We start from the raw sequence: 25,625 nt of genomic DNA on the forward strand, positions 1-25,625 counted from the left end.
CCACGACCGTTTAACCTGCGTCAGCGTCCGGGGCCTTAGATGAGACCCGCGTGGGCGCACAGGGGAGACCACCGCGGATGCCGCTGAAGCTGTCGCTGAAACCCGGCGAGAAATTCGTTCTGAACGGGGCTGTCGTTCAGAACGGCGACCGACGCGGCGTTCTGATCCTTCAGAACAAGGCCAGCGTGCTGCGCGAAAAGGACATCATGCAGGCGAGCGAGGTCACCACCCCGGCCCGCCGCGTCTATTTCCCGGTCATGATGATGTACCTGGACGAAGCCATGGCCCCAAAGGTCTATGACGAATTCGCCCGGCGGTTGACCGAATTCATGAGCGCAACCCGCAATCCCGAGGTCCTGAGCGACTGCGTCGCCGCCTCGCGCCATGTCATGGCGCGCGAATACTACAAGGCCCTGATGGTGGCCCGCAAACTGGTCGACTACGAAGAGAAGGTGGGTCATGTCGCTTCAGGCGTACAAGACAGCGGCAACCCGGGCTGAGTCCCCGCGTCAAATGGAGTATCGGCTGTTCGGCGACGTCACGCGCGCGCTGATGCATGCCGCCACCGTGGACAAGAGCGACATCGCCACACGGATCGATGCCCTGGACTGGAATCGGCGGCTGTGGTCGACCCTGGCCACGGACTGCTCCGACCCCGGCAATGCCCTGGCCAATCCGCTGCGGGCGCAGATCATTTCCATCAGCCTGTTCGTCAGCCGGCACTCGTCCGAAGTGATGCGCGGGACCGAGGATTTCGCGCCTCTGATCGACATCAACCGCATGGTGATGCAGGGGCTGGCCGCCTCGGCGGAAACGGCCTGAATTTTTTTCCGGGCGACCCGGCAGAGATCGCCCCCGGCCTTTATGGCCAAGCTATAAATCATTGAAAACACGAGGGGTCTGACGCTGAAATCGTCGGGCCCCTTTCTTGCGTGTGCGGGCGCGAACCAGAACCGGTTCTACGGCCAGAAGGCCGTTCTTCAACCGACCAGAATGGAAGGACCCGCCGATGAGCTTTTCGGTGAATACGAACCTGGGTGCCCAGATTGCACTCCAGAACCTGAATGCGACCAACGCTGAACTGGCGACGACCCAAAGCCGCATCAACACCGGCAAAAAGGTCGCCAACGTCAAGGACAACGGTGCCATCTGGGCCATCGCTCAGGGGCAACGGGCCGACATCGGCGCGCTGGGCGTGGTCAAACAGTCGCTCGACCGGGGCATCTCCGCGGTCGATGTGGCAATCGCCGCGGGCGAGACGGTCTCCGACCTCTTGCTCCAGTTGAAGGAGAAGGCCCTGGCAGCGACCGATGAGTCGCTGAAGACCGCGTCCCGCGACGCGTTGAACGAGGATTTCAAGGCTCTGCGCGACCAGATCGCCAGCGTCACTGACAATGCCGAGTTCAACGGGGTCAATCTGCTGGTGACCAGTGCGCCCGGTTTCAACGCCCTGGCCAATGCGGATGGATCCTCGACCCTGACGGTGGCCGCCGAAGTGCTGTCGTTGGGTTCGACGAATGTGACGGTCGCCGCCACCACCACGATCGGTACCCTGACCACGGCCAATGACGCCCTGGACGCGGTTGAGGAGTCGATCACCAATGTCTCGGCCGCCCTGGCGCGACTGGGAACGAAAGCGAAGTCGCTGCAAACCCACAACACCTTCGTGGGCAAGTTGATCGACACGCTGGAAGCGGGTGTGGGCAATCTGGTGGACGCGGACCTGGCGAAGGAAAGTGCCAAGCTTCAGGCGCTGCAGACCAAGCAGCAACTGGGCGTGCAGGCTCTGGGTATCGCCAATCAGACGCCGCAGCTGGTGCTGTCGCTGTTCCGGAGCTGATCCTTCAGGGCGCCGGCGAGGGGACCCCTCGCCGGCGTCGCCGCGTTCAGCCGCCGAACAGGCCCGTCAGCCACGCCCACGTCTGCGGCAGCAGGCTGTTCGCCCACTCCCAGACCGGCAGCAGATAGGGCGACACCCACGACCAGGCCAACCAGGCGACCAGGCCAGCGACACCGATCAGGGCAACAGCACTCCAGGCGATGAGAATGGCCAATCCATCTCGCTGCATCAGGCCAAAGCCGAAGGTGCAGATGATGACCGCAGGGATCAGGTTTCCGCCCCAGATGGGCAGCACCAGAATGAAGGCCAGAACGAAGGTCACCAGTCCGATCAGCACCTCTGACACTTCGCTGGTCATGATGGACAGACGGGGCTTTGACAGTCGCTCGATCTTGCGGACGCGAGGCAGAACCGTGGCGACCCCCCGGCGATAGGTCTCGCGCTCGATCCAGCGGCTGAGCGCCCATCGGGGCAGCCAAAGCTGATCCTGGCGGATCACCAGCTGGAGGCTGATCAGCAGCAGGGGAACGCCAAGAATCGTCGTTGTCCCCGGGATGATGCCGATGGCCACGCTGAGCAGGCCGAAGAACAGCATCAGCGCGCCGAAACCGCGCTCGCCAAAGGCATTGACCAGCTCGCCCAGGTAGAGCCGGGAATCGTCCTTGGTCCCGATGTCCTGAAGCACCTCGGAAAAGGCCCGGGTATCGGCCTGATAGTTGTAATCGGGCATGGGTGCGGCGTCCGGGTGGGTCACCCCATCTAGGTGTGCAGAAGCTACCGCGCCACTTAACAAATATCCATTCGAGGCCCGGCGGGATCAGCTGCCCAGCAACTCTCGCCCAATCAGGAAGCGGCGGATCTCGTTCGTGCCCGCGCCGATGTCGTACAGCTTGGCGTCGCGGACCAGGCGCTCGACCGGCCAGTCCTTGGTGTAGCCGGCTCCGCCCAGGGCCTGGACGGCTTCCAGGGACACCTTCACCGCATTCTCGGAGGCCAGCAGAATGGCCCCGGCGGCGTCATAGCGGGTGGTTAGACCGGCATCGCAGGCTTTTGCCACCGCATAAACATAGGTTCGGGCACTGTTCAGGGCGACATACATGTCGGCGATCTTGCCCTGCATCAGCTGGAAGCTACCGATCGGCTTTCCGAACTGCTTGCGCTCGCGGACATAGGGAAGGACCACGTCCAGCGCTGCCTGCATGATGCCCAGCGGACCGGCGGCCAGAACGGCGCGCTCATAGTCCAGGCCGCTCATCAGCACGCCCGCACCGCCGCCGACTGGGCCCATCACGTTCTCTTCGGGGATCTCGCAATCTTCGAACACCAGCTCGGCGGTGTCGGAGCCGCGCATGCCCATCTTGTCCAGCTTCTTGGACACGCTGAATCCCTTCATGCCCTTCTCGACCAGAAAGGCGGTCACGCCCTTGGACCCGGCCTCTGGATCGGACTTGGCATAGACGACCAGGGTATCGGCCGAAGGGGCGTTGGTGATCCAGAATTTGGTGCCGTTCAGGACATAACGGTCGCCGACTTTGCGGGCGTGGGTCCGCATGGAGATGACGTCGGACCCCGATCCAGCCTCTGACATGGCCAGGGAGCCGACATGCTCGCCCGAGATCAGCTTGGGCAGATAGCGACGCTTCTGTTCGTCGGTGCCCCAGCGGCGGATCTGGTTGACGCAAAGATTGGAGTGAGCCCCATACGACAGGCCGATCGAGGCGGAGGCACGCGAGACCTCCTCCATCGCCACGACGTGTTCCAGATAGCCCAGGCCCAGGCCGCCCCACTCTTCCTCGACGGTGATGCCGTGAAGACCCAAGTCTCCCATTTCAGGCCAAAGGTCCCGACGGAAGGTATTGGTCTCGTCAATTTCCGCCGCGAGCGGTGCCAGGCGATCAGCGGCCCAGCGAGCTGTGGTCTCACGGATAGCGTCGGCCGTCTCGCCGAGGCCGAATTCCATCGATTGGGGGGCGTTGGGAATGCTCATGTCCAGCGGTTAGCATTCCCAGTGATCTGGCGCAAAGCGACCTTTATTCGCCCTTCGGTCCCGTCCACCGCAGATAAAGGTTCCAGGAAGAGGCACCCACGCAGACGATGCCGATCAGAGCCAGTACCCAGGCGATGACGGTGGTCTCACCCATGGGGGAGGGCTGCTCTGCGGCGAGCCGGAAGGCCGCAGCCGACGCAGCGCAGGACGCAAGGCCCACGCCGCCCATGATGAGAAAGGCGCCGGTTTCGCTCCAGTCGAACCGACGCGGCGCATCGGGCTCCTCGTGGCGCAGCACCGAAGCCAGGGCAGGCTCGTCCTCGAACAACACGTCCTGATCGACAGCGGCGGCCGGGGCGCGCTGGCTGGGCTCCCACACGGGCCGCTGCATCTGGAGGGGCTCATCCTCGAACGACGGCGTCAGGGTGAATCCAGGTCCCGGAGCGGGGGCGAAGACAGGTGTCTCGACCGGGAAGGTGTTGGACCTATCCTCGGGCGGCTGGACAACCAACGGCTCAACGACCAGCGGCTCAACGACCAAGGGCTCTACGGCCAGCGGTTCGACGGCGATCGGCTGTACGGCTTCCTCGACCGAAACAGCGGGCATTGCCTCCGGCGCGCTCGGAGGCGCTTCGGCTTCGACCATGACGAGCGGGGCCGGCGCGGCGACGACAGCCTCTGCCTGCGGTTCAACGGTCGGTTCGGATGCGGGGACCGCTTCAGGAGCGATCTGAGCCTTCTCTGGGGTTTCCGGTTCAGGCGCGACATCCTGGCTGACAACCGGCGCGACAGCGTCCTCGCCCGACGTCAGCGGTTCCGTTTGGCGCGGATCGGTGGCGGCGGCGGGCACCGGCACAGCCGAAAGGTTCGGCAGCGGCCCGAACATGGGCGCGGCATAGGGTGTGTAGCGCTGGAACTGGAAGGACGGCGTATGGGGCGGGGCGGCCACGGGTGCGGCCTCTGGGGGCGCAACCTGCGCGTCTTCTGCGGACGTCGGGGCGTCGGGCGTGTGCGTCTCAGCTGCGGCGTCGCTCGTCACCACCGTGTCTTCGGGCACGACTTCTGTCACTTCGAAGGGCGATGCGGTGGTTTCCGGGGCCAGTTCCTCCGCCACCGCCGGCTCGGACCTGGGCTCAGGCTCAGGCTCAGGCTGAGGCGCGGCTGCGAAGGATGGGACAATGACGTCCGGCGACGGCGGGGCGACCGGCTCGCCCAGCAGAGTGGCCAGGGCTGCGGCCCGCGCGTCCGGCGCAGGTTCGGCGGATGTATCGACCGACGTTTCGGCTGGTGAAGGCTCCGCAATCGCGTCGCCCGTCGCAGCGGCGGGCTGATCCGGTTCGGCTTCCGGCGGTGCAGGCGGCGGCAGGGGCGCGGCCAGCAGGTCCGCCAGCGTTACCGCCATAGCAGGATCAGCCACGAACAGAGCCCGCTCGGCGGCACGGCGGCGGATGGCGGCCTGGGGAGGCGTGGCATCGGGCCAGCCGATCAAGGCATCTGCGGCCTCGCCCGCCGCACCGGCATTGAGCCGGGCCAGCACGTCCGACCCTTGGAACCGCTCCAGGCCAACCGAAAAGGCAAAGCTGGCCAGGGCATCGAACTGATGCTGGTTCACCGGAGCACTCAGGCTGGCATTCAGCGACTGCACCACCGGCAGCAGATCGTATTGAAGCAGAAGCTCTGCGTCGGCCTCGCTGACGCTCAATCCCTCACGGGCCGAGACGGTATGGCCATATCCGATCGTCCAGCGCCCGGCTTCGTCCCGCACAGCGTGCGGACGAAAACCCTCGAAGCTCTTGATCAGAATGACCCCCTCGCGGGAGACCTTCATGCGTTTCGTAACGGGTTCTGACACCGGACTGACCCAAATCGAGACGGGCGCGCTCGCCCCCAAGGCGAAGGAGCAAGGGCCGGGCCGCAGAGCCTAAAGCAGGATCAGGCCGGCCAGACCAAGGAAGGAGAAGAAGCCGACCGTATCGGTGATCCATGTCACAAATACGGGCGAGGCGACGGCGGGGTCCCGGTCCAGACGATCCAGGATGATCGGGATCAGGGTTCCGGCCAGGGACGCGGCGACCAGATTGATCAGCACAGCCAGCCCGATGGTCAGCGACAATTTCGGCAGGCCGAACCAGACCCCTGCGATCGCGGCCATGAGTACGGCGATGGTCACCCCATTGGTCAGGCCGACCATGATCTCGCGCGTCAGGATACGCATGGCATTGGCCGAGGTCAGCTCGCGCGCGGCCAGTGATCGGACCGCGACCGTAAGGGCCTGGGTTCCCGCATTGCCGCCGATCGAGGCGACCACCGGCATCAGGACGGCCAGGGCAACCAGGGTCTCGATCTCGGTCTGGAACTGACCGATGACCAAGGAGGCGAAGACCGCCGTGCCCAGATTGACGATCAGCCAGGGAATGCGAGACCGCACCACGCCCAGAACACCTGCACCCCGGCTCTCGTCCGACACACCGGCCAGGCGCAGTATGTCCTCGCGGTTCTCTTCCTGGATGATGTTGACGATGTCATCGACCGTGATCTGTCCGACCAGCCGCCCGGCGGCGTCGACGACAGGGGCCGAGATCAGGTGATATTTCTCGAAGATGTAGGCGACTTCTTCCTGATCCTGATCGACGGCGATCACATTGACCGGCTCCATCAGGTCAGACAGCCGGATGTCGCGCCCCGCACGCAGAAGCCAGCTGATCGGTATGCCGCCCACCGGCTTGTTCGACGGATCGACCACATAGATGTCGAAGAACAGTTCAGGCAGTTCTTCGTGCTGGGCGCGAACATGGTCGATGGTGTCGCCGACGGTCCAGAACTGGGGCGCGGCCATCACCTCGCGCTGCATCAGGCGCCCGGCGGTGTCCTCGGCATAGCCCAGGCTGTTTTCAATGGCAGCCCGATCGACCAGGGGCATGGCCGACAGGACGCGCTCTCTCTGATCGTCCTCCAGATCCTCGACCACGGCGGCGGCGTCGTCGGAATCCAGCTCCTGCAGGGCTTCGGCCAGGGCTCCGGCGGGCAGGCGCTCCAGCACCTCTTCGCGAATCCCGTCGTCCAGTTCCGGCAGGGTCTCACCCAGCAGGTCCGGCGAGAGGCCCAGCACCACGACGGTCCGGTGCTCGGACGTCAGAAAGCCCATCAGGTCGGCGACGTCGGCGGGGTGCAGGCCATCGAGCAAAGCGCGCAGCCGGGGACCGTCGCCGTCGTCAGCGGCATCCACGACTTTTTCAACGAACCCGGCGGTCAGCACATAGTCGTCGTCCAGGGCCTCGTTGTCCTGGACGGTGACGTCGGGATCGAGGGTGGCGATGGTGTCGCTCACGCGGGGGGCCTCCCTCTCTCGATAATGGAATCAGCTGGTAGGGCCGATCTCTATCCCATGACGTCAAATGGTGCGGTCGAGAAGACTCGAACTTCCACGGGTTGCCCCACAGCGACCTCAACGCTGCGCGTCTACCAATTCCGCCACGACCGCTCGCTTTGGATCGGCGCTGATAGCGGAGGTTGAGTGCGAAGGGAAGGGGGTGAAGAGCGTGGCGAGTGGGCGAAGAAGCCGAGGATGTCCAACCGCGGCAATGCGACGGCCGAGATCAAGAGGCGGAAGGGCAAGCCAGTCGCCGCTCAGCGCTCGTCGCGGCGCCTACGCCGCTCCAGCCATGAAGTCATAGACGTCGGCGGGGCGGGTCACGGTGATGGCGATTCGGTCGTCGCGGATCTCGATCTCGCCGCGTGCCACCGGGTGGTTGTTGGCCAGGATCCAGACCTCATCATTCTCGGAGGCGTCGAGCGGAATGACCGCTCCGCGTCCCATCCGCAGCAGTTGGCTCATGGGCAGCACGGAGCGTCCCAGGACGACGGAGATTTCGACGTCGACGGCTTCGATCTGGGACATGGCGAACTCGGACGCTGAGACAGGTGTGGACGGCTGGGCTTGCATGGGACCCCCCAACGGCCACATTGGGTGGTCATGCCTTCCAATGCGTTAAGCGCCGCCGTTTCGTCCCTGAACAGGCCCGATGGTCAGCCGGTCGAATGGGCTGTCTCGCCGGGTCATGTCCCCTATGCGTTCGCCGTGGAGGCGATGGAGGCGCGTGCGGCCGCGATCGCGGCTGGCGAGGCGGGCGAGCTGGTCTGGCTGCTGGAGCATCCGCCCCTCTATACGGCTGGTGTGTCGGCGCAGGACGCGGATTTGATCCAGCCGGATCGGTTTCCCGTCCATCGGACGGGGCGGGGTGGCCAGTTCACCTATCACGGACCGGGTCAGCGCGTGGCCTATGTCATGCTGGACCTGAACACGCGGGGGCGCGACGTACGCGGCTTTGTCCGGGGGCTGGAACAGTGGATCATCGGAGCGCTGGACAGCTTTGGTGTTCCCGCCGGCATTCGTGACGGCCGGGTCGGCGTCTGGGTCGAGCGCAAGGGGGCTGGTTGGTCGCGCGAGGACAAGATCGCTGCCATCGGCGTCAAGGTCAGGAAGTGGGTCAGCTTTCACGGCATCAGCCTGAATGTGGAGCCGGACCTTGAGCACTTCGGCGGGATCGTGCCGTGCGGCATCGTCGAGCATGGGGTCACCAGCCTGGTCGACCTCGGCGTCCTGGCCACGATGGATGAAGCCGACGCTGCGCTGAAGACCAGTTTTGAACGGGTCTTCGGGCCGGTTCGAGTGGGGCAGGCACCGGCATAATCAGCCGCAGGCCTTAACGCCTATGCAGCACACGCGTCGTATGGTCGGCGAACAGTACCGGACACAGCGAGTTGCCGACCGCATGTTGAACGCCCTCGACCTGGACGATCCGAGCGCCGCAAATGATGCGGTGGACCCCGCCCTCGACGATCTGGCGACCTTCTTCGACGTCTCGCTGGATATGCTTTGCATTCGCGGACTGGACGGCATCGTTCTCAAGGTCAGCCGGTCCTGGCAAACGCACCTGGGCTATGCGCCGGAGGACATGGAGGGATATCCCCTGCTGCGCCTGGTGCATCCGGACGACATGACCGCCACCATGGGCAGTGTTCATCAGGTGGAGAGCCATCGGACACGCGGAAGCGTATCGGGCTTCATCAACCGCTATCGGCACAAGGACGGGTCGTACCGCCAGCTGGAATGGCGCGCGCGGCGATATGGCGAAAAGATCTATGCGGTGGCGCGCGACGTCACCGAGCGCCTGGCTCAGGAGCGGGCTCTCGCCGAGGCCAAGGCGGCGGCCGAGGCCGCGAACGAGGCCAAGAGCGACTTCTTGGCCAATATGAGCCACGAGATTCGCACGCCCCTGAATGGCGTCATCGGCATTGTTGATGCCCTGGCCCGCACCAGTCTGAACGATGAGCAACGCGAACTGGTGTCGCTGATCCAGACCTCGGGAACCACTCTGGAGCGGTTGGTCTCGGATATTCTCGATGTGTCCAAGATCGAGGCGGGGCTGCTCGATATCGAGGCGAGGCCGTTCGACCTGCTGAACGAACTGGCCGCCACGATAGAGACCATGAGGCTGAAGGCCGAGAACAAGGGGCTGGCGTTCGATCTGATCGTGGGCGAGCAGGCCCGGGGGAATTTCCTGGGCGACAGCACCCGGATCCGGCAGGTGGTGGCCAATCTGCTGTCGAATGCCGCGAAGTTCACCCAGGAAGGCCGTGTTGCCTTGAGCCTCGACGTGGCGGAGGCCGAAGATGGTCCGGTGTTGACGATCGAAGTGCGCGACACCGGCGTCGGCTTCGATCCGGTCGATGCGGGCCTGCTGTTCCAGCGCTTCAGCCAGGCCGACGCCAGCATCACGCGCCGGTTCGGCGGCACGGGTCTGGGCCTTGCCATCTGCCGGTCTTTGGTCGGGATGATGGGCGGGGAAATCACCGCCGAGAGCCGTCCGGGCCATGGCAGCCGGTTCGTTGTGACCTTGCCCCTGCCGCGGACCGAGAGCCTGGCGGACTATGACGCGCGCTGTGCTGCGCAAGGCACGGCACCGGACGCCGACATGGGCGCTGAGCCCTCCGCCGAGGTCCAGCGTCCGCTGAGGATTCTGCTGGCCGAGGATCACCCGACCAATCAGCGCGTGGTCCAACTTATCCTGGCGACACGCGGGGCCGATGTGGTGACGGTCGACGACGGCGCCCAGGCTCTGGCGGCTTTCAGGGACCAAGGACCGTTCGATCTGGTGCTGATGGATATGCAGATGCCGGTGATGGACGGGCTAACGGCGACCCGTGCCATCCGCCGGCATGAGGCGGTCGTCGAACTGGCGCGCACGCCTGTGATGATGTTGAGCGCAAACGCCATGGCTCGGCACCGCGACGAGGCCATGGCCGCCGGGGCCGATCTGCACGTGCCCAAGCCGATCACGGCCGCGACGCTGTTGGCCGGTGTCGAGGCGGCGCTGGCCTCCTAACCGCCGATCAGGGCCAGCCACTCGTCCTCGGTCAGGACTTGGACGCCGTGTTTCTGAGCGTCCGCCAGCTTGGATCCTGCGCCGGGGCCGGCGACCAGATAGTCAGTCTTCTTTGATACCGATCCGGAGACCTTTGCACCCAGGCTTTCGGCGCGTGCCTTGGCTTCATCGCGGGTGAATCGCTCCAGGGCCCCGGTAAAGACGACGGTCTTTCCGGCCACGGCAGTGTCCGACTTGGGGCGTTCGGCGTCCTCGATCCGGTCCAGTTCGGCTACCAGGGCCTCGACGCGCGCGCGGTTGTGCGGCTCGCGAAAGAACACGGCCAGAGCCCGGGCCGCGACCGGGCCGACGCCGGAAACGCCCGCGATCTGGCCCAAGGTTTCGGATGGCCCCTCCAGGCGGGCCACGCGGGCCAGTTCGACCAGCCCGGTCCAGTCCTGGGCCAGGGTCGCTAGACCCCGCCGCGCCGGAGACGCCAGGCCGGGGAAGGCGAGGGCGATCTTCTGATCCAGCGGGGCCTCGGGCCAGGGGTCCTCGCTTGCCGGCTCTGCCGCGGCCAGGGCGGCGATCACGCGGGCCGATACAGCGTGCGCTTCCGACAGGCGGACCCAGGCGTCGCTGGCGATCCCTTCGGACGCGGCGATGCAGGCGGCCTGGAAGGCGGGCCAGGTCTCAAAGGCACGGGCCAGCACGATCGAGGTCTGTTCGCCGATGTCGCGCACGCCCAGGCCATAGATGAAGCGGTCCAGGGCAATCGTCCGGCGGGCGTCGATCCCGGCGACCAGATTGGCCACACTGGTCTCGCCATAGCCCTCTTCGGTCCGCAGGGCATCCAGCCGGTCCTTGTCGCGGGCCAGGCGGAAAATGTCGGCGGGTTCGGCCAGCCAGCCGCGCTCGTGGAAGGCGATGATCTGCTTTTCGCCCAGTCCTTCGATGTCGAAGGCACGGCGGCTGACGAAATGTTTGAGGTGTTCGATCCGCTGGAAGGGGCAGGCCAGTTCGCCCGTGCAGCGGCGCACGACCGATTCGACGCCCGAGGCCGTGGTCTCCTTTTCCAGCGGGGTCTTCAGCGGACATTCGCAATGGCTGGGAAAAGCATAGGGTGCACCCCGGCCAGGCCGGTCAGCATCCACCACGCCCAGAATCTGCGGGATCACGTCACCGGCGCGCTGCAGGATGACGGTGTCGCCGATGCGGACATCCTTGCGGGCGATTTCATCGGCGTTGTGCAGGGTGGCGTTGCGGACGACGACCCCGCCCACCGTGACAGGGTGCAGACGCGCGACCGGGGTGTGCGAGCCGGTCCGCCCTACCTGGATGTCGATGCCTTCCAGAACGGTGCTGGCCTGTTGGGCTGGAAATTTGTGGGCGATGGCCCAGCGGGGCGTGCGGGCCACGAAGCCCAGGCGCGCCTGCCAGTCCAGCCGATCGACCTTATAGACGACGCCATCGATGTCGTAGCCGAGGCGCGCGCGATCGGCCTCCAGCCCACGATAGACGTCGAGCAGGCCGCCGACGCCCTCTACCCGGACCGAGCGGTCGTTGACCGACAGGCCCCAACGCCGAAAGGCCTCCAGAGCCTCGCCTTGAGTCTGGGCAAAGGGTTCGGACACTTCTCCCCAGGCATAGGCGAAAAAGCGCAGCGGGCGAGTGGCCGTGATGGCCGGATCCTTCTGCCGCAGCGACCCGGCGGCGAAATTGCGAGGGTTGGCATAGGTGCGCTGGCCCGCCGCCTCGGCCGCAGCATTGAAGGCGTCGAAGGCGTCGTTGGGGGCATAGACCTCGCCCCGGATCTCGATCACGGCGGGCCAGCCGGAGCCCGCCAATTCTTCCGGGATATCGTCGAGGGTCCGCAGGTTGGCGGTGACGTCCTCGCCCGTCCTGCCGTCGCCACGGGTCGCTCCGCGCACCAGCCGACCGTTCTCATAGCGCAGACTGGCCGACAGGCCGTCGATCTTGGGCTCGGCGACGAAGGCGATGGGGTCCTGGCCCGGCAGTTTCAGGAACCGGCCGATGCGGGCGACGAAATCCGCCGCCTCGCCGTCGTCAAAGGCATTGTCCAGCGACAGCATGGGCACGCCGTGTCGCACCGGCGCAAATTGGGCCGAAGCGGCAGCCCCGACGACCTGGGATGCCGAATCGGTGGTGGTCAGTTCCGGGAAACGGGCTTCGATATCCAGCGCGCGCCGCTTGAGGGCGTCATAGTCGGCATCCGAAATCTCGGGCGCGTCCTGGGCATGATAGAGGGCGTCGTGGCGAGCCAGTTCGGCGTTCAGCCGGGCGAACTCGGCCTCGGCCTCGGTAGGGCTGAGATCGGCGACAGAGGTCAGGGGCATCGGGACTCGGGCGAGGGCGGATCGAACCGCCAAGTCCTATCACCGCACAAGCGGTCTCGGCTCGCCCAAAATAGGTCCCGTCAGTTGGTCGGCAGGGTGGAGCGGTCGAAGTCCGGGCCCATGTCCAGAATGAAGATCGGACCCAGCTCGATCGTCTGGGACGCCGCTGCCAGCTGGATATTCACGGCCGCTTCGCCCGGGGCGTAATCGCGGGTGGCGGTGGCCTGGGTGAAATACAGCTTCCATTCGCTGCCGGGCTCCAGGCTCTCGGTCGCGATCTCGGGATAGGGCTCGGCATTGCCCTGAAGCCGCAGCGTGACACGGCCGGTGTCCGATCCCGCAGGCGCGCGCTCGGTGCGAATCCACACCGCGACAGCTAGCACATCGCCGTTCTGGATCGGCTTGGTCGTGACGGCGGCGGCACCGACATCCCAGGGATTGGCACCGGCGCGGGGCAGGTCGATCCGCTGGGCAAAGCCGCCCTGGACCGTTGACTCGACCAGGGTCGTTGTCTGGCCCGGGCCATAGATGATCCACCCGGACACCCGGACGTCATTGACGGCCTTGTCCAGAATAGAGGAGCGGGCGGCCGGTGCCGGGGCATCCTGGGCCGTGGCCAGGCCAGTGGACAGGGTGAGGGACAGGACGGCACTCGCGGCCGTCAGAAGGGTGCGGACAGTCATGCGGTTTCCTCTGGCGCTCTTGCGGCGCATCTGTTGACAGCGCTGTCTAGCATATCATGAGCACGAGTTGAACATATGCGCATGGTCGGCTGACGCGAAGGCAGGGGGCTGCTAGCGTGAGAGGCGTTCCGAGGAGATGTCATGCGTGCCCATGTGATTGCCCCCATCCTGCTGACCCTGGCCTTGGCAGCCTGTGTCCCCACCGGCAACACATTGCCCAATGCGACCACGGCACCGGTGACCGGTCATGACCAGTTGCTGGCCGACCTGCGAATACTGTCGGCCGACGACATGGAGGGGCGCGACACAGGCTCTGCCGGCGGCGAACGGGCGCGCGCCTATATCGTGTCGCGGTTCGAGGCGATCGGGGTTGCGGCCCCCGCCATGGGCCGGTTGCAGCCTTGGGAGATGGCAGGCCGCAGTCGCGAAGGCGGCAAGCTGTATAGCGGCGTCAACATTCTGGGCGTCATCCCCGGCACGCGCGTGACCGACCGCTATATCGTCGTGACCGCCCATTACGATCACGTCGGGATCAGCGACGGGCTGATCTACAACGGGGCCGACGACAATGCTTCGGGCGTGGCGACCATGCTGGAACTGGCCACCCGACTGAAGGCCGAGGCCCCCGAACACAGCGTGATCTTCGTCGCCTTCGACGGGGAGGAACGCGGCCTGCTGGGTGCCAAGCATTTCGTCGAAGCGCCGCCCGTGCCGCTTTCGTCCATCATCCTGAACGTCAACTATGACATGACGGCCCGGGCTGAGACGGACGGCAAGCTGTGGGTCACCGGCACCTACCAGCATCCGGCCCTGCGCCCTCTGCTGGAACCTGTCGTGGCGCGGGGGGCGATATCCCTGGCCTTTGGCAAGGACACGCCCCAGGACACCGGCAGCGACAACTGGGTCGAGGCCTCGGACCACGGAGCCTTCTTCCGCGCCCAGGTGCCGTTCCTGTATTTCGGGGTCGACTTTCATCCCGACTATCACCGCCCCAGCGACGACTTCGAGCGGATCACGCCCTCGGTCTTCGCCAATGCGACCGACCTGGCGATCGATGCTTTCCGGGCTCTGGATCGCGGTCTGAGCCGCTAGGATGCGACGGCTCGTATCCGGTCTGATCCTGCTGCCTGTCCTGACCCTCGTGGTCGCCTGCGAGCGGCAGGCTGTGCCCGGCGCTGAGGGCCCGAAGGCTGCAGCCGCTGCGTTCCAGCACGGTCTGAGCGGCGATGTTTCCGGATACTATGTGCCGCTGGTTCCGGCCACGGCAGGCGACTGGACCCTGAACCGCATATTCGTCGGGCAGCCAGCGGATTTTGCGGCCTGGGAAGCCGGCGGCGGCCAGGGCGATTTCGCGCCGGTCCGTCTGGTCGTTGGTGGAATCGCCGTACGCCCGACCGCCTATCGTGTCGAGGACGACCGCCTGCGGTTCGAGGGCACAGCCGAGGGGCCGGGAGAGGTAGTATTCGACGGTGTTGTCGACCCCGAGGCCCTGGCGACAGCGCGCCGGAACCTGGGCGAGGAGGGGCCGGTTGTGACCGGTACCCTGACGGTCGATGGTCAGACCGTCAGGGATGTCCGTCTGCGCTGGTCGCTGGGCGACTAGACCTTAGTTGACCGTCGCCTTGACGATCTTGCCGGGCACGCGGGGCGGCTCGCCCTTGGGCAGGGCGTCGACATTTTCCATGCCTTCGATGACTTCGCCCCAGACGGTGTACTGGCCGTCGAGGAAGGTCGCGTCGTCCAGGCAGATGAAGAACTGGCTGTTGGCGCTGTCCGGGTTGCTGGTGCGGGCCATGGAGCAGACCCCGCGCACATGCGGCTCGCGGCTGAATTCGGCTTTCAGGTTGGGCTTCTTGGAGCCCGAGGTGCCGGTGCCGGTCGGGTCGCCGCCCTGGGCCATGAAGCCGGCGATGACGCGGTGGAAGACCACGCCGTCATAGAAGCCTTCCGAGGCCAGTTCGGTGATGCGGGCGACATGGCCCGGTGCCAGGTCGGGGCGCAGCTTGATGACGACGTCGCCGGTATCGAGAGTGAAGGTCAGGGTCTGATCGGCCATGGGAGGCTCCTTTTGGTCCATTTGCGCGGGGTGATAGCCCGTGAACCCGCGTGGGGCTATGGGAGATGCATGAGCGAAGACGAAAAGCCTACCGAGCGCCGCCGTATGGTCCGCCCGCCCACAGGCGGCACCGCCGCCGGACGCGGAATGGGCACCAAGATGAAGACGGCGGACACCAAGTCGATGTCCAGCCAGCAGTGGATCAAGCGGCAACTGTCCGATAAATGGTCTGAACGGGCCCGTGCTGAGGGCTGGCGCAGTCGTGCGGCCTTTAAACTGCTGGAGATCGACGAGCGATTTCGCCTGATCCGGTCGGGGTCGCGGGTCATCGACCTGGGGGCCGCGCCGGGCGGCTGGATCCAGGTCGCCCTGGCGCGGGGGGCGACCTCGGTGGTCGGGGTGGACCTCCTGCCGGTCGAGCCGATCCCGGGTGCGATCCTGTTGCAGGCCGACTTCACCCATCCGGGCGTGGACGCCCAGATGATCGAGCTTCTGGGCGGACAGCCGGACCTCGTCCTGTCCGACATGGCGCACAATACGGTCGGCCACCGCCAGACCGACCACCTGAAGATCATTGCCTTGATCGAGATCGCCGCCGACTTTGCCATCCGGACCCTGAAGCCCGGCGGTCATTTCGTGTCCAAGAACTTCCAGGGCGGAGACGCCGGAGGCGTGCTGGCGCGCCTGCGGGCAGAGTTCGAGACGGTCAAATATGTGAAGCCGCAATCCAGCCGGAAGGACAGCGCCGAGGTCTTCCTGGTCGCGCTGAACAAGCGTTAGGCGGCTGAAACCTCGACAGCCCGCTGAGCCTTGCGGGCCTCGATGCGGCGCCAGACGGCGTCGTGGACCGTGAAGAACGCTGTCTGAACCACCGGCTCGATCACGCCGATGGCCAGGGCAATGCGCCAGTCACGCGTCAGGGCAAAGGCCACGGCCACCGCCACCACGAAATGCATGGCTCCGTAGGTCAGTGTCTTGAGCGCCACCTGCTGCAGCGATCGAGGCAGTCTGTGGTCGTGCCCGGCATGACCATGGACGCGGTTCTGTTCCTGCTCGTCCATAAGGACCAGGCGGGCGGTGAAAGCCTCGGCCGTCTCCTCGACCCGCGACAGCCGCTTGCGGCGTTCGATACGGTGCCAGACCCGGTCATGGATGGAATAGGCAATGGTCTGGAAGAAGGGCTCCACCATGCCGACAGCCAGCGCCATGCGCCAATCGCGAGTGATGGCGAAGGCCACCAGGATCGCCACGACCAGGTGCATTGCGCCATAGCTCGCGATCTTCAGCGCGAGGCGGCGGGCCGTGCTGATGATGAGCTTGACCATGGTCGGAAATGTGGGGCGGCAGCCTCAGGGCGCAAGGCAATAATTCTTATCGCTACGATAGCGACTTCCTGATCTTGCGGTTCCCGCCCGCGACACGTTATACGCGGCCCGCAAAACGGAGACTCCTCATGGAGATACGCGAAGGGCTCACCTTCGATGATGTTTTGCTGGAACCCGGCCCGTCCGAGACCATGCCCGCAGACGCGGACGTCTCGACGCAGCTGACCCGCGACATCCGATTGAACATCCCCCTGACCTCGTCCGCCATGGACACGGTCACCGAAAGCCGGCTGGCCATCGCCATGGCCCAGGCCGGCGGTCTGGGCATCCTTCACCGCAATATGACGGTCGAGGAACAGGCCGATCAGGTGCGTGAGGTCAAACGCTATGAAAGCGGCATGGTCATCAATCCGGTGACCATCACGCCGCAGACGACCTTGGGCGAGATTCGCCAGATCGTGGCCAAGCGGAAGATCAGCGGCTTTCCCGTCGTCGACCCCGACACCGGGCGGCTGGTCGGCATCCTGACCAATCGCGACATGCGGTTCGACACCGATCCCAACCGCAAGGCGATCGAGATGATGACCACCGGTGACCTCGTCACGGTGCGCGAGGGGGCCGGCCGAGACGAGGCGAGGGCCCTGTTGCGGGATCGCAAGATCGAGCGGGTCATCGTGGTCGATGAGGACTATCGCGCGACCGGCCTGATCACGATGAAGGACATCGAGAAGGCCCAGGCCCATCCCCATGCGGCCAAGGACGATCAGGGACGGCTGCTGGTCGGCGCCGCCTCGACGGTCGGGGATTCGGGCTATGAGCGTGCGATGGCCCTGGCTGACGCCGGTGTGGACGTGGTGGTGATCGATACCGCCCACGGCCATTCCATCCAGGTCAGCCGGGTGGTCGAGCGGATCAAGCGCGAATCCAACCGTATCCAGATCATCGCCGGCAACGTCGCCACCCACGATGCGGCGCTGGCGCTGATCGACGCGGGCGCCGATGCGGTGAAGGTCGGGATCGGACCGGGCAGCATCTGCACCACCCGCATCGTGGCGGGTGTGGGCGTGCCGCAGCTGACAGCGATCATGGATGCCGTGCGCGCCGCCAAGGCTTCGGGCACGCCGGTCATCGCCGACGGCGGCATCAAGTATTCGGGCGACCTGGCAAAGGCCATCGCGGCGGGTGCCTCGGTTGCCATGATGGGCTCGATGTTCGCCGGAACCGACGAAAGCCCCGGTGAGGTCTTTCTGTACCAGGGCCGGTCCTACAAGAGCTATCGGGGCATGGGCTCGGTCGGGGCCATGGGCGCCGGTTCGGCCGATCGCTACTTCCAGAAAGAGGTCGAGACCCAGAAGCTGGTACCCGAGGGCATCGAGGGTCAGACACCCTACAAGGGCCCGATCGCGCCGGTGCTGCACCAGATGGTCGGAGGACTGCGCGCCGCCATGGGTTATGTTGGTGCCGCCAACATCGCCGACTTCCAGGACCGGGCCCGTTTCGTGCGGATCACCGGGGCAGGCCTGCGCGAAAGTCACGTCCACGACGTGATGATCACACGCGAAGCGCCCAACTACAGGCAGGGATAGGACCATGGACATGACGCCCGAGTTCATCCTGCTGGCCGGGGCCCTGGTGCTGGCTCTGGTCCAGATCATGGCTGCCGGCGCTGCACGCACGGCCGAGCTGGGCGCCAAATGGAACGCCGGGCCCCGCGACGGAGATACGCCGCCGCCGGGCAAGCTGGCCGGGCGGCTGATGCGGGCCCAGGCCAATCTGTTCGAGACCCTGCCGCTGTTCGCGGCGGCGGTCATCATGGCCCATGTCGCGGGCAAGGACGGACTGGTCACCTCCGTCGGGGCCCACGTCTATGTTCTGGGACGGGTGGTCTATCTGGGCCTGTATGCGCTCGGTATTCCCTATCTGCGCTCTCTGGTTTGGTTGGCGTCGACGGGCGGACTGGTGGCGATCATCGTCGCCCTGTTCCTGTAGATGCGCGACGGTGGACGCATAGAGGCAGCGATCGAGGTCCTTACCGATGTCGAGACGCGGCGGGTTCCGGCGCGGCTGGCGCTGAAGGCCTGGGGCGAGCGCTCGCGGTTCGCAGGATCGAAGGATCGCGCCTTCGTCTCCGGCCTGGTGCTGGATGCCCTGCGGCGCAGGCGATCTCTGGCTTGGCGGATGGGCGATGACAGCCCGCGGGCGGCGGTCCTGGCCACCCTGGCCTGGGATTGGCGCTGGTCCGTCGATCGGGTGGCCGAGGCGGCCGCCGACGAGACCCATGGTCCAGGGGCCCTGACGCCGGACGAGACCGCGCGTCTGAACGACCCGATCACACTCGACGCCGCGCCGGATGCCGTTCGCGGTGACTATCCCGATTGGCTGGATACGCACATGGCCCGCGTATTCGGCGGGACGCGCGGCGAGGCGGGGCAGGCCTTGGCCGAACGCGCACCGGTCGACTTGCGGATCAATACGCTGAAGACCGAGCCGGAGCGGGCCATGAAGGCCCTGGCCCCCCTGGGAGTCGAGCCGGTCGAAGGCATGGTGACGGCGGCCCGCATTCCGGCCCCCGATCCCGCCACCCGGACCGGGGCGGTCGAGACCATTCCCGCCTTTGGCAAGGGCTGGTTCGAGGTCCAGGACCTGGGCTCACAGATCGCGGCGGCCTGCGCGGGCGAGATCGCCGGCAAACAGGTGATGGATTTCTGTGCCGGGGGCGGAGGCAAGACCCTGGCCCTGGCCGCAGCCATGGGCAACACCGGCCAGCTTTGGGCCCATGACAGCGACGCGCGCCGCATGGCCGATCTGATCCCGCGCGGACGCCGGGCGGGGGTACGCAACCTGCAGGTCCGCTCGCCGGTCGAGGCCGAGCCGCTGAAGGGTCTGGACGGGCGGATGGACGTGGTCTTCGTCGATGCGCCCTGCACCGGCTCGGGCACCTGGCGCCGGCATCCCGACACCAAATGGCGGATCAGCCCCGAACAGCTGGAGCGTCGCATGGCCGAGCAGGACACCGTCCTGGATCAGGCCGCGCCCCTGGTGAAGACGGGCGGGCGTCTGGTCTATGTCACCTGTTCCCTGTTCGCCGAAGAGAACGAGGACCGGATCGCCGCCTTTCTGGCGCGCGCGCCGGGCTTCGGCCGCGTTGACCCGCCTGCCGATTATTCGCGGTGGCGCACGCCGGACGGCTTCCTGCGGCTGTCGCCCAAGACGGCCGGGACGGACGGCTTCTTCGTGGCGGTGCTGGAGCGGGCCGGATGAGTCAGGGACGGCTGGAGCGATACGGCGACGTTTCGGTCCTGTGCGTCATGGCGGCCCCGGCCGAATACGGTGATCATCTGAAGGCGCGCATCGACCCCTTGATGACCGGCATCGGTCCGGTGGAAGCGGCCGTCGCCCTGACCGCCGCCCTGGCCAGACTGCAGGCGGCGGGAACGCTGCCCGACCTGATCGTGTCCCTGGGATCCTGCGGATCGCGCAGCCTGGATCATGCCAAAGTCTATCAGGCGTCGTCGGTAGCCTACCGTGACATGGATGCCAGTCCGCTTGGGTTCGAGCCAGGCGTAACGCCCTTGCTGGACCGGCCCGCCGTCATGGCCCTGCCGTGCCCGATCCCGGGGGTGCCCAGGGCCAGCCTGTCGACCGGCGCAAACGTCGTTTCCGGTGATGCCTATGATGTTGTGACCGCCGAAATGGTGGACATGGAAACCTGGGCCCTGGTCCGGTCGGCCCAGACGTTTGACGTGCCCCTGGTCGCCCTGCGCGGCGTCTCCGATGGCCGGACGAAACTGACGGCGCTGGAAGACTGGACCTCGACCCTGCACCACGTCGATGAAAACCTGGCCCTGGCCCTCGACAGACTGATCGCTCTGCTGGAAGAGAGCGGCCTTTCCGCCCCCGAATTCTCTGCCCACACGGATGTCTCCGCATGACCGAAACCGATCACCAAAAAGTCCTGATCGTCGACTTCGGCAGTCAGGTGACTCAACTGATCGCCCGCCGTCTGCGCGAGGCCAATGTCTATTGCGAGATTCATCCCCATGCGAAGGCCGAGGCGGCGCTGGCGGGAATGAAGCCGGCGGCCATCATCCTGTCGGGCGGTCCCGAAAGCGTCCACGAAGAGGGCAGCCCCCGCGCGCCCCAGGCCGTCTTCGAGGCGGGCGTGCCGGTGCTGGGCATCTGCTACGGCGAAATGACCATGTGCGAGCAGCTGGGCGGCAAGGTCGAGGGCGGTCACACTCGCGAGTTCGGCCGGGCAGAAATCACCGTCGAAAAGGCGTCTCCGCTACTGGAGGGCCTGGCACCGGTCGGTGAGGAAGAGACCGTCTGGATGAGCCATGGCGACAAGATCGTCGCCATTCCCGAAGGCTTCGATGTCGTCGCCTCTTCGGCCGGCTCGCCCTATGCGGTAATCGCCGATGAGAACCGCCGCTTCTACGGTGTGCAGTTCCACCCCGAGGTGATGCACACGCCCCGGGGCCACCAGATGCTGACGAACTTCACGCATCGGATCGCCGGGCTGAAGGGCGACTGGACCATGGCCGCCTATCGCGACGAAAAGATCGCGCAGATCCGCGAACAGGTCGGCGACGCCAAGGTTATCTGCGGTCTGTCCGGCGGGGTGGATTCCTCCGTCGCGGCCGTGCTGATCCATGAGGCGATCGGTGATCAGCTGACGTGTGTCTTCGTCGACACCGGCCTGTTGCGCAAGGACGAGGCCAAACAGGTCACGACCCTGTTCCGAGAGTACTACAACATCCCGCTGATCCACGTGGACGCCTCGGCCGAGTTCCTGGGGGCCTTGGCCGGCCAGTCGGACCCGGAGACCAAACGCAAGACGATCGGCCGGGTTTTCATCGAGGTGTTCGACCGCGAGGCGGCCAAGATCGATGGCGCCGAATTCCTGGCCCAGGGCACGCTCTATCCCGACGTGATCGAGAGCGTATCGTCCTCCAGCGGCAAGGCTCATGTCATCAAGAGCCACCACAACGTCGGTGGTCTGCCCGACTATATGAAGCTGAAGCTGGTCGAGCCGCTGCGTGAGCTGTTCAAGGATGAGGTCCGGGCTCTTGGCCGCGAACTGGGGCTGAGCGACGCCTTCGTCGGCCGTCATCCCTTCCCGGGGCCGGGGCTGGCTATCCGTATCCCCGGCGAAATCACGCCCGATGCCGTCGAAACCCTGCAACAGGCCGATGCCATCTATCTGGACGAAATCCGCAAGGCCGGTCTCTACGACAAGATCTGGCAGGCCTTCGCCGTCCTGCTGCCGGTCAAGACCGTCGGCGTCATGGGCGACGCGCGGACCTATGAGAAGGTGCTGGCGCTGCGGGCCGTGTCATCGACCGACGGTATGACGGCGGACTTCTTCGAGTTCCCTTGGGACGTCCTGGGCAAGACGGCCACGCGAATCGTCAACGAGGTCCGGGGTGTGAACCGCGTCGTCTATGACGTGACCTCCAAGCCGCCGGGAACCATCGAGTGGGAATAGGGCACCTCGACTTCGGTCGCTGTTCGCATTCGGCACATCCATGATTCCTTCTTCTGCGACGCGATCGACGCTGCGCGATCTGCTGACCTTGGCCTGGCCTGTGGTGCTGGCGCGCATCGGCATCATGACCATGGGCCTGACCGACGCCATCGTGGTGGGCAACCATTCGGGCGAGGAACTGGCCTTTCACGCCCTGGCCTGGGCTCCGACCTCGATCGTCATCACCACTGCGGTCGGTCTGATGATGGGCGTTCAGGTGATGACCGCCCGTCTGCTGGGTGAGGGACGCCGGGCTGAGGTTGGTGCCGTATTCCGGCGCGGCGTCGCCTATTCCCTGCAGATCGGCCTGGTTTCCATGGTCGCTCTGATCCTGCTGGGCCCGTGGGCCATGCGGAACCTCGGGCTGGCCGACGGCCTGGGCGAAGGGGCCAGTCCGGCCCTGATCGTCTTTGCCCTGTCCATGCCCGCCTATCTGATCAGCGTGGCAGCCCAGTTCTTTCTGGAAGCCCTGGGTCGACCCAAGCCCGGCATGTGGGCCATGTGGATCGCCAACGGTGTGAATCTGGGGCTCAATCTGCTGCTGGTGCCTGACCTTCTGGGCATCGGGCAGTCCGGTGCCGTGGCCTCTGCCTGGGCGACCTTCGGTGCGCGGACAGCCCTGGCGGCATTCCTGGTCGTCTATATCCTGCGACTGCCGGAGGCCCGGTCGCTTGGCGTGTTCGCCCGTCCGGCGCGCGATCGTCCGGCTGAGCGGGAACAGCGCAAGATCGGCTATGGGGCCGGGTCCAGCTATTTCATCGAGGTCGGGGCCTTTGCCGCCATGACCTTCATCGCCGGCCGGCTGGGTGCTGTCGAGACGACGGCCTGGACCATTGTGCTGAACATCTCGGCCATTGTGTTCATGGTGCCCATGGGGCTGTCGGCCGCCACGGCCGTACTGGTCGGACGTGCCTATGGCGCACGCGATCGAGCGGCGGTGCTGAGGGCAGGACTGGTCGGGATCGGGGTGGTGGCGGGTCTGGCGACCCTTATCGCCATCCTCGTCTGGCCGACGGCCAGTTTGCTGACCCAGGCCTATAATCGCGACCCTGTGCTGGTGGCGGTGGCAGCACCGGCGCTCGCCTTGGCAACCCTGTTTTTCGTGGCCGATGCGATCCAGGTCGTGGCAGCCTCGGCCAATCGGGCGGCGGGCGACATATGGTGGCCGACGATTCTGCACTTCGTCGCCTATTCGGCGATCATGATGCCGTTGGGCTGGTGGCTGGCGCAGGAGATAGGCGTGGACGGCCTGGTCTGGGCCGTCATCATAGCCAGCCTGGTCTCGGCGACCTTGCTGACCGGGCGGTTCGTGCGGGTGACCCGCCGATTGGCCTGATCCCCGATCTACCCGCTGCCCCAGGCTCGCCGTTCCTTCGCATAGGTGGAGGGAGAAGATGACGAGACGCTTCTTGCTGCCTATATCGCAGCATCCTTCACCGACCGGATTCCCATGGCCCGCATCCTCATCACCTCGGCTTTGCCCTACATCAACGGCATCAAGCACCTGGGGAATCTGGCGGGCTCCATGCTGCCTGCGGATGTCTATGCGCGGTTCAAGCGCGCCCGCGGCGATGAGGTGCTCTACATCTGCGCCACCGATGAGCACGGCACCCCGGCAGAGCTGGCCGCTGCCGCCGCTGGTCAGGACGTGCGCACCTATTGCGATGAGCAACATCAGATTCAGAAGGCGGCAGGCGAGGCGTTCGGCCTTTCCTATGACTGGTTCGGACGGTCCTCCAGTGACGCCAACCGCGCCCTGACCCAGCATTTCGCCGCCGCCCTGGAAGCCAATGGCTATATCGAGGAGCGGGTTGATCGGATGATCTATTCGATCGACGACGCCCGCTTCCTGCCTGACCGTTATGTCGAAGGGACCTGCCCCCACTGTGGCCATGTCGGGGCGCGGGGTGACCAGTGCGACAACTGTGGGCGGCTGTTGGATCCGACCGACCTGATCGATCCCTATTCGTCGGTGTCGGGCAGCCGGAACCTGGAGGTTCGGGACACCCGCCACCTGTATTTGCTGCAGACCCGCCTGGAGCAGCCGATTCGCGACTGGATCGACGGCCGCCAGGGCTGGCAGACCTTGGCCAAATCCATTGCCCTGAAACATCTGGACGAGGGCCTGATTGATCGGGGAATCACCCGCGATCTGAAATGGGGCGTGCCGGTGGTCGCACCGGATGGCGGCCCGCGCCCGGGGATGGAGGGCAAGGTCTTCTATGTCTGGTTCGACGCTCCCATCGAATACATCGGTGCCACCCAGGAATTGGCCGATGCCAATGGCCGGACCTGGCGCGATTGGTGGCGCACGGACGAGGGGGCGGGCGACGTCCGCTATGTCCAGTTCATGGGCAAGGACAATGTGGCCTTCCACACCGTCAGCTTCCCCGCCACGATCCTGGGCAGCGGCGAACCGTGGAAGACGGTGGATACGCTCAAGGCATTCAACTGGCTGAACTGGTACGGCGGCAAGTTCTCGACCAGCCAGAAGCGCGGCGTCTTCATGGACCAGGCGCTGGAGATCCTGCCCGCAGACTACTGGCGCTGGCATCTGACCGCCTATGGGCCGGAGGGGTCGGACGCCGCCTTCACCTGGGAACAGTTCCAGTCGACGACCAACAAGGACCTGGCCGATGTGCTGGGTAATTTCGTCAACCGGATCGTGAAATTCACCGAGTCAAAGTTCGACGGCGTCGTTCCTGATGGGGGCGAAGTCGGGCCGCTCGAGGCCGATCTGGCGCGCGATATGTCTGCCGGCATCGCCGAGGCGACGGCCGCTTTCGAGGCCATGGAGTTCCGCAAGGCCTGCGTCGCTCTGCGGGCGGTGTGGGTCCTGGGCAATGAGTATCTGCAGGTCGCGGCCCCCTGGACGGTGTTCAAGACCGATCCGGTCCAGGCGGCCGCTTCGGTCCGCACCGCCCTGAATCTGGTCGCGCTGTTTGCTCGTCTGGCCGCCCCGGTCATTCCGTCATCGGCGGCACGAATCGCCGCCAGCGTCGGGGTTGACGATCTTTCCTGGCCTGAGGCGAGTGGTCCTCTGCTCGACCTTCTGCCGCGGGGTCAAAAGGTTCAGGCGACCGAAGTCCTGTTCCGCAAGATCGAGGATGCTCAGGTCACGGAATGGGCTGAGCGTTTCGGAGGGGCTGAGGCCTAGCCGCCGACGACGGGCAGGCCCGCGGCCTGCCAGGCCGCGATCCCGCCGGTCAGATTATAGACGGCCTGACCCTGAGGCCCCGTGCCTTGCAGATAGGCGCAGACCTGGGCGCTGCGTCCGCCCTTGGCGCACTGCATGATGATCTTTCGATCGGTAGGCAGGTCCAGGCCGTCCAAGGCCGCGGGCATACGGCTGAGCGGGGCGAGGATCACGCCATCGATTCGCATCGCAGCGTGCTCGTCGACCTCGCGCACATCGACCATGACGGCCTCTCCGGCCTCCAGCCACGCCGCCGCTTGCTCGACCGAGACCGACAGCACGGTCATCG

The 25,625-nt window shown here is 65.8% G+C and carries 25 protein-coding genes and 1 tRNA gene; 15 read left to right on the forward strand and 11 right to left on the reverse strand.

The window, feature by feature from the left end; translation table 11 throughout:
• Positions 1-77 precede the first annotated feature (77 nt).
• The 3 genes from flbT (at position 78) to JIP62_RS14090 (ending at position 1,840) form a co-directional block, all read left to right on the forward strand.
• Positions 78-500: a flagellar biosynthesis repressor FlbT gene (gene flbT / locus JIP62_RS14080; RefSeq protein WP_201102773.1), complete on the forward strand. Its 423-nt coding sequence runs from the start codon at positions 78-80 to the stop codon at positions 498-500.
• Entirely contained in the window at positions 460-822 is a 363-nt protein-coding gene (gene flaF / locus JIP62_RS14085) for a flagellar biosynthesis regulator FlaF (protein ID WP_201102774.1), read from the forward strand. The genes flbT and flaF overlap by 41 nt, the downstream gene beginning before the upstream one ends.
• Positions 823-1,009: 187 nt before the next feature.
• Complete coding sequence (locus tag JIP62_RS14090) at positions 1,010-1,840, forward strand: flagellin (RefSeq protein ID WP_201102775.1); 831 nt, start codon at positions 1,010-1,012, stop codon at positions 1,838-1,840.
• Positions 1,841-1,886: 46 nt separating this feature from the next.
• Here the strand turns inward: JIP62_RS14090 and JIP62_RS14095 are convergent, their stop codons facing one another.
• The 6 genes from JIP62_RS14095 to JIP62_RS14120 all read right to left on the reverse strand — a co-directional run bounded on the left by JIP62_RS14095 (position 1,887) and on the right by JIP62_RS14120 (position 7,725).
• Complete coding sequence (locus JIP62_RS14095) at positions 1,887-2,570, reverse strand: exopolysaccharide biosynthesis protein (protein WP_201102776.1); 684 nt, start codon at positions 2,568-2,570, stop codon at positions 1,887-1,889.
• An 87-nt stretch (positions 2,571-2,657) separates the two neighbouring features.
• Entirely contained in the window at positions 2,658-3,827 is a 1,170-nt protein-coding gene (locus JIP62_RS14100) for an isovaleryl-CoA dehydrogenase (protein ID WP_201102777.1), read from the reverse strand.
• A gap of 43 nt (positions 3,828-3,870) precedes the next feature.
• The gene (locus tag JIP62_RS14105; protein WP_201102778.1) at positions 3,871-5,655 is read right to left on the reverse strand and encodes a lysozyme; all 1,785 of its coding nucleotides are present in this window, start codon (positions 5,653-5,655) and stop codon (positions 3,871-3,873) included.
• Between the two features lie 93 nt (positions 5,656-5,748).
• Positions 5,749-7,155, reverse strand: coding sequence for a magnesium transporter (gene mgtE / locus JIP62_RS14110; RefSeq protein WP_201102779.1), 1,407 nt, complete (start codon positions 7,153-7,155; stop codon positions 5,749-5,751).
• A gap of 68 nt (positions 7,156-7,223) precedes the next feature.
• A tRNA-Leu gene (locus tag JIP62_RS14115) sits at positions 7,224-7,308 on the reverse strand.
• 165 nt (positions 7,309-7,473) lie between these two features.
• Positions 7,474-7,725, reverse strand: coding sequence for a FliM/FliN family flagellar motor switch protein (locus JIP62_RS14120; RefSeq protein WP_230974773.1), 252 nt, complete (start codon positions 7,723-7,725; stop codon positions 7,474-7,476).
• A 75-nt stretch (positions 7,726-7,800) separates the two neighbouring features.
• Between JIP62_RS14120 and lipB the strand changes: the two genes are divergently transcribed.
• Both lipB and JIP62_RS14130 read left to right on the forward strand, forming a co-directional pair.
• Complete coding sequence (gene lipB / locus JIP62_RS14125; protein ID WP_201102781.1) at positions 7,801-8,517, forward strand: lipoyl(octanoyl) transferase LipB; 717 nt, start codon at positions 7,801-7,803, stop codon at positions 8,515-8,517.
• Between the two features lie 82 nt (positions 8,518-8,599).
• Positions 8,600-10,213, forward strand: a complete 1,614-nt coding sequence (locus JIP62_RS14130; RefSeq protein WP_201102782.1) for an ATP-binding protein — start codon at positions 8,600-8,602, stop codon at positions 10,211-10,213.
• Here JIP62_RS14130 and ligA read toward each other — a convergent pair.
• Both ligA and JIP62_RS14140 read right to left on the reverse strand, forming a co-directional pair.
• The gene (gene ligA / locus JIP62_RS14135; protein ID WP_201102783.1) at positions 10,210-12,549 is read right to left on the reverse strand and encodes an NAD-dependent DNA ligase LigA; all 2,340 of its coding nucleotides are present in this window, start codon (positions 12,547-12,549) and stop codon (positions 10,210-10,212) included. The genes JIP62_RS14130 and ligA overlap by 4 nt on opposite strands.
• Positions 12,550-12,629: 80 nt before the next feature.
• Complete coding sequence (locus tag JIP62_RS14140) at positions 12,630-13,232, reverse strand: carbohydrate binding domain-containing protein (protein ID WP_201102784.1); 603 nt, start codon at positions 13,230-13,232, stop codon at positions 12,630-12,632.
• Positions 13,233-13,373: 141 nt separating this feature from the next.
• On the opposite strand from JIP62_RS14140, the gene JIP62_RS14145 reads away from it, so the two are divergent.
• On the forward strand, positions 13,374-14,324 hold the full coding sequence (locus JIP62_RS14145) for a M20/M25/M40 family metallo-hydrolase (protein WP_201102785.1): 951 nt from the start codon (positions 13,374-13,376) through the stop codon (positions 14,322-14,324).
• A gap of 1 nt (position 14,325) precedes the next feature.
• Positions 14,326-14,835 carry a hypothetical protein gene (locus JIP62_RS14150; RefSeq protein ID WP_201102786.1) on the forward strand — a complete coding sequence of 170 codons (510 nt, stop codon included), beginning with the start codon at positions 14,326-14,328 and terminating at the stop codon, positions 14,833-14,835.
• Between the two features lie 3 nt (positions 14,836-14,838).
• Here the strand turns inward: JIP62_RS14150 and JIP62_RS14155 are convergent, their stop codons facing one another.
• The gene (locus tag JIP62_RS14155; protein ID WP_201102787.1) at positions 14,839-15,288 is read right to left on the reverse strand and encodes a peptidylprolyl isomerase; all 450 of its coding nucleotides are present in this window, start codon (positions 15,286-15,288) and stop codon (positions 14,839-14,841) included.
• 69 nt (positions 15,289-15,357) lie between these two features.
• On the opposite strand from JIP62_RS14155, the gene JIP62_RS14160 reads away from it, so the two are divergent.
• The gene (locus JIP62_RS14160) at positions 15,358-16,068 is read left to right on the forward strand and encodes an RlmE family RNA methyltransferase (protein WP_201102788.1); all 711 of its coding nucleotides are present in this window, start codon (positions 15,358-15,360) and stop codon (positions 16,066-16,068) included.
• Here JIP62_RS14160 and JIP62_RS14165 read toward each other — a convergent pair.
• Positions 16,065-16,613: a DUF2061 domain-containing protein gene (locus JIP62_RS14165; protein WP_201102789.1), complete on the reverse strand. Its 549-nt coding sequence runs from the start codon at positions 16,611-16,613 to the stop codon at positions 16,065-16,067. The two genes, JIP62_RS14160 and JIP62_RS14165, sit on opposite strands and share 4 nt — an antisense overlap.
• A 128-nt stretch (positions 16,614-16,741) precedes the next feature.
• Here JIP62_RS14165 and guaB point away from each other — a divergent pair, with 128 nt between their 5' ends.
• The 7 genes from guaB to metG all read left to right on the forward strand — a co-directional run bounded on the left by guaB (position 16,742) and on the right by metG (position 25,297).
• Entirely contained in the window at positions 16,742-18,199 is a 1,458-nt protein-coding gene (gene guaB / locus JIP62_RS14170; protein WP_201102790.1) for an IMP dehydrogenase, read from the forward strand.
• 4 nt (positions 18,200-18,203) lie between these two features.
• A complete protein-coding gene (locus JIP62_RS14175) occupies positions 18,204-18,602 on the forward strand; it encodes an MAPEG family protein (RefSeq protein WP_230974774.1) in 399 nt (132 codons plus the stop codon).
• Complete coding sequence (locus JIP62_RS14180; RefSeq protein WP_201102791.1) at positions 18,603-19,874, forward strand: RsmB/NOP family class I SAM-dependent RNA methyltransferase; 1,272 nt, start codon at positions 18,603-18,605, stop codon at positions 19,872-19,874.
• Positions 19,871-20,545 (forward strand): 5'-methylthioadenosine/S-adenosylhomocysteine nucleosidase, encoded by a 675-nt coding sequence (locus JIP62_RS14185; RefSeq protein ID WP_201102792.1) that lies wholly within the window; start codon positions 19,871-19,873, stop codon positions 20,543-20,545. Before JIP62_RS14180 ends, JIP62_RS14185 begins: the two co-directional genes overlap by 4 nt.
• Positions 20,542-22,101: a glutamine-hydrolyzing GMP synthase gene (guaA, locus tag JIP62_RS14190; protein ID WP_201102793.1), complete on the forward strand. Its 1,560-nt coding sequence runs from the start codon at positions 20,542-20,544 to the stop codon at positions 22,099-22,101. The genes JIP62_RS14185 and guaA overlap by 4 nt, the downstream gene beginning before the upstream one ends.
• 40 nt (positions 22,102-22,141) lie before the next feature.
• Complete coding sequence (locus tag JIP62_RS14195) at positions 22,142-23,476, forward strand: MATE family efflux transporter (protein ID WP_201102794.1); 1,335 nt, start codon at positions 22,142-22,144, stop codon at positions 23,474-23,476.
• Positions 23,477-23,590: 114 nt separating this feature from the next.
• Positions 23,591-25,297 carry a methionine--tRNA ligase gene (gene metG, locus JIP62_RS14200; protein ID WP_201102795.1) on the forward strand — a complete coding sequence of 569 codons (1,707 nt, stop codon included), beginning with the start codon at positions 23,591-23,593 and terminating at the stop codon, positions 25,295-25,297.
• Here the strand turns inward: metG and JIP62_RS14205 are convergent.
• Positions 25,294-25,623 carry a rhodanese-like domain-containing protein gene (locus JIP62_RS14205; RefSeq protein ID WP_201102796.1) on the reverse strand — a complete coding sequence of 110 codons (330 nt, stop codon included), beginning with the start codon at positions 25,621-25,623 and terminating at the stop codon, positions 25,294-25,296. The two genes, metG and JIP62_RS14205, sit on opposite strands and share 4 nt — an antisense overlap.
• Positions 25,624-25,625 lie beyond the last annotated feature (2 nt).

Source organism: Brevundimonas vitisensis, from assembly GCF_016656965.1.
Lineage (GTDB): Bacteria > Pseudomonadota > Alphaproteobacteria > Caulobacterales > Caulobacteraceae > Brevundimonas > Brevundimonas vitisensis.

What these genes read in the sequence shown, in the direction of transcription:
- JIP62_RS14120 (WP_230974773.1), bottom strand. Translation starts at nt 7,725, where the DNA reads ATGTCCCAGATCGAAGCCGTCGACGTCGAAATCTCCGTCGTCCTGGGA.
- JIP62_RS14145 (WP_201102785.1), top strand. Translation starts at nt 13,374, where the DNA reads ATGCGTGCCCATGTGATTGCCCCCATCCTGCTGACCCTGGCCTTGGCA.
- flbT (WP_201102773.1), top strand. Translation starts at nt 78, where the DNA reads ATGCCGCTGAAGCTGTCGCTGAAACCCGGCGAGAAATTCGTTCTGAAC.
- flaF (WP_201102774.1), top strand. Translation starts at nt 460, where the DNA reads ATGTCGCTTCAGGCGTACAAGACAGCGGCAACCCGGGCTGAGTCCCCG.
- JIP62_RS14100 (WP_201102777.1), bottom strand. Translation starts at nt 3,827, where the DNA reads ATGAGCATTCCCAACGCCCCCCAATCGATGGAATTCGGCCTCGGCGAG.
- JIP62_RS14195 (WP_201102794.1), top strand. Translation starts at nt 22,142, where the DNA reads ATGATTCCTTCTTCTGCGACGCGATCGACGCTGCGCGATCTGCTGACC.
- JIP62_RS14150 (WP_201102786.1), top strand. Translation starts at nt 14,326, where the DNA reads ATGCGACGGCTCGTATCCGGTCTGATCCTGCTGCCTGTCCTGACCCTC.
- JIP62_RS14205 (WP_201102796.1), bottom strand. Translation starts at nt 25,623, where the DNA reads ATGACCGTGCTGTCGGTCTCGGTCGAGCAAGCGGCGGCGTGGCTGGAG.
- JIP62_RS14175 (WP_230974774.1), top strand. Translation starts at nt 18,204, where the DNA reads ATGGACATGACGCCCGAGTTCATCCTGCTGGCCGGGGCCCTGGTGCTG.
- JIP62_RS14090 (WP_201102775.1), top strand. Translation starts at nt 1,010, where the DNA reads ATGAGCTTTTCGGTGAATACGAACCTGGGTGCCCAGATTGCACTCCAG.
- lipB (WP_201102781.1), top strand. Translation starts at nt 7,801, where the DNA reads ATGCCTTCCAATGCGTTAAGCGCCGCCGTTTCGTCCCTGAACAGGCCC.
- JIP62_RS14095 (WP_201102776.1), bottom strand. Translation starts at nt 2,570, where the DNA reads ATGCCCGATTACAACTATCAGGCCGATACCCGGGCCTTTTCCGAGGTG.
- metG (WP_201102795.1), top strand. Translation starts at nt 23,591, where the DNA reads ATGGCCCGCATCCTCATCACCTCGGCTTTGCCCTACATCAACGGCATC.
- JIP62_RS14185 (WP_201102792.1), top strand. Translation starts at nt 19,871, where the DNA reads ATGAGTCAGGGACGGCTGGAGCGATACGGCGACGTTTCGGTCCTGTGC.
- JIP62_RS14180 (WP_201102791.1), top strand. Translation starts at nt 18,603, where the DNA reads ATGCGCGACGGTGGACGCATAGAGGCAGCGATCGAGGTCCTTACCGAT.
- JIP62_RS14130 (WP_201102782.1), top strand. Translation starts at nt 8,600, where the DNA reads ATGTTGAACGCCCTCGACCTGGACGATCCGAGCGCCGCAAATGATGCG.
- JIP62_RS14165 (WP_201102789.1), bottom strand. Translation starts at nt 16,613, where the DNA reads ATGGTCAAGCTCATCATCAGCACGGCCCGCCGCCTCGCGCTGAAGATC.
- ligA (WP_201102783.1), bottom strand. Translation starts at nt 12,549, where the DNA reads ATGCCCCTGACCTCTGTCGCCGATCTCAGCCCTACCGAGGCCGAGGCC.
- guaB (WP_201102790.1), top strand. Translation starts at nt 16,742, where the DNA reads ATGGAGATACGCGAAGGGCTCACCTTCGATGATGTTTTGCTGGAACCC.
- JIP62_RS14105 (WP_201102778.1), bottom strand. Translation starts at nt 5,655, where the DNA reads ATGAAGGTCTCCCGCGAGGGGGTCATTCTGATCAAGAGCTTCGAGGGT.
- JIP62_RS14140 (WP_201102784.1), bottom strand. Translation starts at nt 13,232, where the DNA reads ATGACTGTCCGCACCCTTCTGACGGCCGCGAGTGCCGTCCTGTCCCTC.
- guaA (WP_201102793.1), top strand. Translation starts at nt 20,542, where the DNA reads ATGACCGAAACCGATCACCAAAAAGTCCTGATCGTCGACTTCGGCAGT.
- JIP62_RS14160 (WP_201102788.1), top strand. Translation starts at nt 15,358, where the DNA reads ATGAGCGAAGACGAAAAGCCTACCGAGCGCCGCCGTATGGTCCGCCCG.
- JIP62_RS14155 (WP_201102787.1), bottom strand. Translation starts at nt 15,288, where the DNA reads ATGGCCGATCAGACCCTGACCTTCACTCTCGATACCGGCGACGTCGTC.